This window comes from Pseudomonas sp. SJZ074 (genome assembly GCF_007828215.1).
Taxonomy (GTDB): domain Bacteria; phylum Pseudomonadota; class Gammaproteobacteria; order Pseudomonadales; family Pseudomonadaceae; genus Aquipseudomonas.
In genome coordinates this window covers 1-4,207 of the sequence record NZ_VIUE01000046.1, presented here as the reverse complement: position 1 = coordinate 4,207, position 4,207 = coordinate 1, and the positions used below count along the sequence as shown (strand labels likewise).

General features: G+C 63.1%; 1 protein-coding gene. It reads right to left on the bottom strand.

The features are described from left to right. Positions 1-437: 437 nt before the first annotated feature. Positions 438-4,207, bottom strand: a 3,770-nt coding sequence (locus FBX99_RS27720; protein WP_145133656.1) for a non-ribosomal peptide synthetase, incomplete at its 5' end; no start/stop codon positions are given.

The window sequence follows — 4,207 nt, the reverse complement described above, 5'->3', positions numbered from 1 at the left end:
CGAAGGACCTGCTTTTCTGGTTCAGAGTGGTTGACGATCAATGTGGTTTGCAGACACGTTTCGCCTGGACGCGAGAGTTGGCAGTGGACCGGCCGATCACCGCGTGCGGGCCAAAGCAATGAATATCGCCATGTTCAACCGAAGGAGGTCCGTCTCCGGGACTGTCTCCTTACAGGCCAAAAAAAATTAGAGCATTCGGTAGGGCATGTCTGTCATGGGAAGCAGGGACAAGTCCCGGCGGGGGGCAGGCGCAGGTAAATCCTGTGGGAGCAGGCCCACCGCTATCGTCGGATCGCCGCCCGGAGCAGGCTCGCCCCCACCCTGGATCGTGAAGGTGCATAACATCGGGGAAACACCCTGAACCCTGTGGGAGCGAGCCTGCTCGCGATGACGTCAGCCCAGCCAACATCGCCACCAGCAGACAGGCTCCCAGGGGTTCAGATACGTCGCTGACGCGTGAGCGCCGGAATCTTCGTCTCGGGCACTTCAATGCGTTGCACCTGCCCCACCGCCGCGGCCACCGACGCCAGCGTCGGCTGACCGAACAACACACGCACATCGGCCTCCATGCCTTCCTTGCGCATGCGTTCGATCAGCGCCACGGCCAACAACGAGTGTCCGCCCAATTCGAAGAAATGGTCATGACGGCCGACGCGCTCGACCTTCAGCAACTCGGCCCACAGCGCGGCAAGTTTCATCTCGGTGTCACCCATAGGGGCTTCATAAAGACGCAGGGAAAACGCGCTGCTGTCGGGTGCCGGCAAGGCCTTGCGGTCGAGTTTGCCGTTGGGGGTCAGCGGCAGTGCGTCGAGGTGTACGTAGGCCACCGGGACCATGTGGGCCGGCAACTGTGCTTGCAGGTGGCTGCGCAGGGTCTCGATGTCCACCGCTTCGGACTGAGTGAAGTAAGCCACCAGACGTTTATCGCCGGGCACGTCCTCGCGGGCCAGCACCACCGCTTCCTTCACGGCGTCGTGCTGGGCCAGCTTGGCTTCGATCTCGCCCAGTTCGATGCGGAAACCCCGGATCTTCACCTGGTCGTCGTTACGGCCCAGGTATTCGATATTGCCGTCCGGCAGGTAGCGGCCGAGGTCGCCGGTCTTGTACATCCGGGCGTTCGATTCGCTGCTGAACGGGTCCTTGAGGAAGCGTTCGGCAGTGAGGTCATCACGGTTCAGGTAACCCCGCGCGACACCGGCACCACCGATGTAGATTTCCCCTGGGACGCCCAGCGGTACTGGCTGTTTGTGTTCATCCAGCAGGTAGAACTGAGTGTTGGCGACCGGTTTGCCGATGTGCGCGGCAAAGCCGTCCTCACGGGCCATCGACACCCAACTCGAATAGGTCGTGGTTTCCGAAGGGCCATAGAGGTTGCACAGACGCTTGACCGAAGTCTGTTCGAACAGCGCCTCCACCAGACTGCGCTTGAGGGCTTCGCCGGCCACGTTGACCGTGTCCACACCCTCGCCCAAGCCACCGGACTCCAGCAGGGCCTTGAGCGCCGATGGCACAGTGTTGATCAGGGTGATGTCGTGCTCACCGTGTTGCAGTTCCAGCACATTAGTGACGACTTCGATGCTGCCGCCGCTGGTCAACGGTGCAAAGCACTCGTACACGGCCAGGTCGAAGTTCAGCGAGGTCGAGAACAGGGTTTTCGACAGGGTTTTCGAGTCAAACGAACGGTGCGCCCAGGTCAGGAAGTTCACCGTGTTGCGGTGTTCGATCATCACGCCTTTTGGCAAACCGGTGGAACCCGAGGTGTAGATCACATAGGCCAGATGCGCCGAGGTCAGTTCTGGCACCTGCGGATTCGAGACGGGCTCGTCCTGCCAGAGCCCGCTACCCAAATCAATCACCGGCATCGAAGCTCCGGCCAACAACCCGAGAGTCGCCGTCTGCGCCAACACCGCCGCCGGGGCGCTGTCCTGAAGCATGTAGGCAATCCGATCCGCCGGATACGCCGGATCCAGCGGCACATAACCGCCACCCGCTTTCAGGATCGCCAGCAATCCGACCACCATGTCGAGGCCACGCTCGACACAGATCGCCACCCGCGAATCCGGCCGAACGCCTTGCTTGCGCAGGTAATGCGCCAGTCGGTTAGCCTGCTCGTTCAGTTCGCCATAGCTCAGACGCTGCCCGCCATGCAGCACCGCCAGTGCATCCGGCGTGCGCTGCACCTGTTCCTCGAACAACCCGTGAATGGTCTGTTCCAACGGATATTCAGCGTCGGTGGCATTGAACGCCACCAACAACTGCTCGCGCTCCGCTGCGGGCAGAATCGGCAGATCGTGCAGGGGGGCGTCCGGTGTCTGCTCGAGCATTCGGACCAACCCTTGCAACGCCTGCTGCACATAACCGCAGATGCGTTGTGCGCCCATCCGTGCCGGCGTCATGACCGTGAAGCTGAACGCCTCGCCCTGGTCATCGACATTCAAGGTCAGCGGATAGTTGGTGCGTTCCTCGCCGCTGAGTATCTGGATACCTTCCCAGGCCGACAACGCCTCGGTCGACGCCGTTGCCCCGGTATGACGATAGTTGAGCAAGGCGCTGAACAACGGCGTCGGCGCCTCCACGTCGCTGCACCGTTGCGCCAGGGCCAGGGAGGCGTGCTCATGGCCGAGCAACGCGGTCAAGCGTGCATGGGTCGCCTTCACACCGGCACCGACAGCGGTTTGCCCCAGGCTCACCCGCAACGGCAAGGTATTGATGAACATGCCCAACGCACGGTCGGCGCCCTCGCCGCCCTGCATCCGCCCCACCAGCACGGTGCCGAACACCACGTCGTCCTTGCCCGACACCTTGCCCAGCACCTGTGCCCAGACCAGGTGATACAGGCTGGCGGCGCTGACGCCCAACTGACGGGCCTGGGTTCGCACCCGGCGACTCAGGTCCCCGTCGACATCCTGGCGAACCTCTTCGATACCACTGCCGTCACCTTGCACATCCTGCAAGCCGAACGGCAGCGTCGGTTCGTCGAGGCCACCCAGCATGTCGCGGAAGAACGCCTCGTGGGCCTCGCGGCTCACCCCCAGGCGCGCCTGGGCCACGTAGTTGCGGTATGGCACCGATGTTGGCAAACGCTGGGCCTGGCCAAGCATGTGCGCCTCGATTTCCGCCGCCAGCGCAGCCAGGGAAGTGGCATCGTCCACCAGGTGATGGAACAGCAGGATGCCCACCCAGCGCTGGTTCGCCGGGTCTTGCGCATAAGCGATGCGCATCATCGGCGCCTGGCGTACATCCAGGCGGTAGTGCCGCGGATCGAAGCGCTGGTGCAGTTGCGCGGCAATATCGCCTGCCGTCGGGTCCAGTGCTACCGCTTCCATAGCCAGCTGCGCGTTACGCCAGACCACCTGCACCGGCTCGGCCAAGCCTTCCCAGACCACGCCCGTACGCAGGATGTCGTGGCGGGCAACGACCGCTTGCAACGCTTGGGCAAAATCTTCCAGACGGGTAAAACTGTCGAAACCAAACATCACGTATTGCAGGTAAGGATCACCCTGGGCCGCCGCGAGGTGGTGATACAGAATACCCTCCTGCAAAGGTGCCAGGGCGTAGATGTCCTGCACATTGGCGACGCCGCCGGGCACAGTGGCCACGATCCGGTCGATGGCCTCCTGGTCCAGATCGGCCAGGGGCAGCATGTCCGGGGTAATCCGTGAACAGTCGTGCGGGATCCGGTTGACCGGCACCACGACGTCCGTGCAGGTACCGACAGCAGCAGCCAGCGCAGCCAGGGTCGGCTGGCCGAACAGCACCCGCACATCGGCGGACAGTTCGACCTGGCGCATGCGTTCGATCATTTTCACCGCCAGCAGCGAGTGCCCACCCAGCTCGAAGAAATTGTCGTGGCGACCGATCCGCTCCAGATCCAGCAAGTCTTGCCAGATGCCGGCAATGGCGACTTCGACTTCACCCTGCGGCGCTTCGTACTCACGGCTAATCACCGACGCCTGGTCCGGTGCCGGCAACGCCTTGCGATTCAGCTTGCCGTTGGGGGTCAGCGGCAATGCCTCAAGCTGCACATAGGCCGCCGGCACCATGTGTTCCGGCAGTTGCGCTTGCAACTGAGTCCGCAGGGCTTCGATCTCGATGCGGTGCTCGTCACCGTACACGGTGAAGTACGCCACCAGCCGCTTGGCCCCCGGCACGTCTTCGCGAGCCAGCACCACGGCTTCCTTGATCGCCCCGTGCTGGGCAAGCTTGG